Origin of the sequence: Burkholderia sp. Ax-1724, assembly GCF_011752995.1 — a bacterium.
In the GTDB taxonomy this organism is placed as follows: Bacteria; Pseudomonadota; Gammaproteobacteria; order Burkholderiales; family Burkholderiaceae; genus Paraburkholderia.
The window spans coordinates 1-3,334 of sequence record NZ_VWWL01000053.1; the positions used below are offsets into that span (position 1 = coordinate 1).

General features: G+C 65.1%; 1 protein-coding gene. It reads left to right on the forward strand.

What is annotated here, in order from left to right:
- A partial coding sequence (locus F3J19_RS32225) for a DUF3683 domain-containing protein (protein WP_167050521.1) occupies positions 1-3,334 on the forward strand: 3,334 nt, incomplete at both ends.

Genomic DNA, 3,334 nt, shown 5'->3' on the forward strand with positions numbered 1-3,334 from the left:
TGCTCGGCGACATCTGGGTCGTGCGCCGCAATCCGTATCTGCAGGACGATCTGCTCGACAACCCGAAGCGCCGCGCGCTGCTGATCGAGGCGCTCAATCACCGCCTCGCCGAAATCGAGAAGCGCCGCCGCGCCGATCTGCGCGACCATGGCGACGAAGCCGGCGTCGAGCGCGCCGCGCGCGTCGAAACACTCGTGCAGGCCGCGCGCCGCGCGATCGACCAGTTCGCCAGCGAATTCCAGCAGACCTGCGACCTGCGCCGCCGCGCCACGCGCGTGCTCGGCAAGGTCACGCAGAAAGACAACATCAAGTTCGACGGCCTGTCGCGCGTCGCGCACGTGACCGACGCGACCGACTGGCGCGTCGAATACCCGTTCGTCGTGCTGACGCCGGACTCCGAAGCCGAGATCGCCGGCATGATCAAGGCCTGTTTCGAACTCGGCCTGACCGTGATTCCGCGCGGCGGCGGCACCGGCTACACGGGCGGCGCGGTGCCGCTCACGCCGTTCTCGGCCGTTCTCAACACCGAAAAGCTCGAACAGCTCGGCCCGGTCGAGATGACCGACCTGCCCGGCGTCGATCGCAAGGTCGCGACGATCTTCTCGGGCGCGGGCGTCGTCACGCGCCGCGTGACCGAGGCGGCCGAGCACGCCGGCTTCGTGTTCGCGGTCGATCCGACCTCGCTCGACGCATCCTGCATCGGCGGCAACATCGCGATGAACGCGGGCGGCAAGAAGGCGGTGCTGTGGGGCACGGCGCTCGACAACCTCGCCTGGTGGCGCATGGTCGACCCGGACGGCAACTGGCTCGAAGTCACGCGTCTCGAACACAACCTCGGCAAGATTCACGACGTCGAAGTCGCGCGTTTCGAGCTTAAGTGGTTCGACGGCAACTACGCGCCGGGCGAGAAGCTGTTGCGCACCGAAGCACTCGACATCAGGGGCCGCGTGTTCCGCAAGGAAGGCCTCGGCAAGGACGTCACCGACAAATTCCTCGCCGGCCTGCCCGGCATCCAGAAGGAAGGCTGCGACGGGCTCATCACGTCCGCGCGCTGGGTGCTGCACAAGATGCCCGCGCATACGCGCACGGTGTGTCTGGAATTTTTCGGCCAGGCGCGCGAGGCGATTCCGAGCATCGTCGAAATCAAGGACTACATGTTCGAGACGTCGCGCCAGGGCGGCGCGATTCTCGCGGGCCTCGAACATCTCGACGAACGCTATCTGCGCGCGGTCGGCTACGCGACCAAGAGCAAGCGCAACGCGTTTCCGAAGATGGTGCTGATCGGCGACATCGTCGGTAACGATGCGGACGCGGTCGCGCAGGCGACCTCGGAAGTCGTGCGCATGGCTAACGGCAAGAGCGGCGAAGGTTTCGTCGCCGTGAGCGCCGAGGCACGCAAGCGCTTCTGGCTCGACCGTAGCCGCACCGCCGCGATCGCGAAGCACACGAACGCGTTCAAGATCAACGAAGACGTGGTGATTCCGCTCGACCGCATGGGCGAGTACACGGACGGCATCGAGCGCATCAACATCGAGCTGTCGATCAGGAACAAGCTGCAACTGGTCGACGCGCTCGAAGCGTTCTTCAAGGCCGGCAAGCTGCCGCTCGGCAAGAGCGACGACGCCAACGAAATTCCGAGCGCCGAGCTGCTCGAAGACCGCGTGCAGCAGGCGCTCGATCTGCTCGTGCGCGTGCGCACGCGCTGGGAATTCCTGCGCGACAGGCTCGATCTGTCGCTGCGCGAGGCGCAGCACTATCTGGTCGGTCTCGGCTACGAAGCGCTTGCCGGGAAGTTCGCCGACCGCGTCGACGCGCAGCCCGACGCCACGGTGTTCCATCTCGCGCAGGATCGCACGATCCGCGTGTCGTGGAAGCAGGAAATCCGCGCCGAATTGCGGCAGATTTTCAACGGCGGCGAGTTCAAGCCGATCCTCGAGGAAGCCCAGACGATCCACAAGCGGGTGCTGCGCGGCCGCGTGTTCGTCGCGCTGCACATGCACGCGGGCGACGGCAACGTGCACACGAACCTGCCGGTCAACTCCGACAACTACGAGATGCTGCAGGACGCGCATGCGGCGGTCGCGCGCATCATGACGCTCGCGCGTTCGCTCGACGGCGTGATCTCGGGCGAGCACGGCATCGGCATCACGAAGCTCGAATTCCTGACCGACGACGAGATCGGCGAATTCCGCAAGTACAAGCAGCGCGTCGATCCGCACGGCCGCTTCAACGCGGGCAAGCTGCTCGAAGGCGCCGACCTGCGCAATGCCTACACGCCGAGCTTCGGCCTGATGGGCTACGAGTCGCTCATCATGCAGCAGTCCGATATCGGTGCGATTTCCGAGTCGATCAAGGACTGCCTGCGCTGCGGCAAGTGCAAGCCGGTGTGCGCCACGCACGTGCCGCGCGCGAACCTGCTGTACAGCCCGCGCAACAAGATTCTCGCCACGTCGCTGCTGGTCGAGGCGTTCCTGTACGAGGAGCAGACGCGCCGCGGCGTGTCGATCAAGCACTGGGACGAGTTCAACGACGTCGCCGATCACTGCACCGTCTGCCACAAATGCGTGACGCCGTGCCCGGTGAAGATCGACTTCGGCGACGTGACGATGAACATGCGCAACCTGCTGCGCAAGATGGGCAAGAAGAAGTTCAACGCGGGCAACGCGGCCGGCATGTTCTTCCTGAACGCGACCAATCCGCAGACCATCAACCTCGCGCGCACCGCGATGATGGGCGTCGGCTACAAGGCACAGCGCCTCGGCAACGAGGTGCTGAAGAAGTTCACGAAGAAGCAGACCGCGCATCCGCCGGCCACGGTCGGCAAGCCGGTGGTCACGCAGCAGGTGATCCACTTCATGAACAAGAAGATGCCGGGCAACCTGCCGAAGAAGACCGCGCGCGCCTTGCTCGACATCGAGGACAACAAGATCGTCCCGATCATCCGCAATCCGCAGACGACCACCGCCGACACGGAAGCGGTGTTCTACTTCCCGGGCTGCGGCTCGGAGCGCCTGTTCTCGCAGGTCGGCCTTGCGACCCAGGCGATGCTGTGGGAAGCGGGCGTGCAAACGGTGCTGCCGCCGGGCTACCTGTGCTGCGGCTATCCGCAGCGCGGCTCGGGCCAGTTCGACAAGGCCGAGCAGATCGTCACCGATAACCGCGTGCTGTTCCACCGCGTCGCCAATACGCTGAACTACCTCGACATCAAGACGGTGGTGGTGTCGTGCGGCACGTGCTACGACCAGCTCGCCGGTTATGAATTCGACAAGATTTTCCCGGGCTGCCGGATTATCGACATCCACGAGTTTCTGCTGGAGAAGGGCATCAGGCTCGA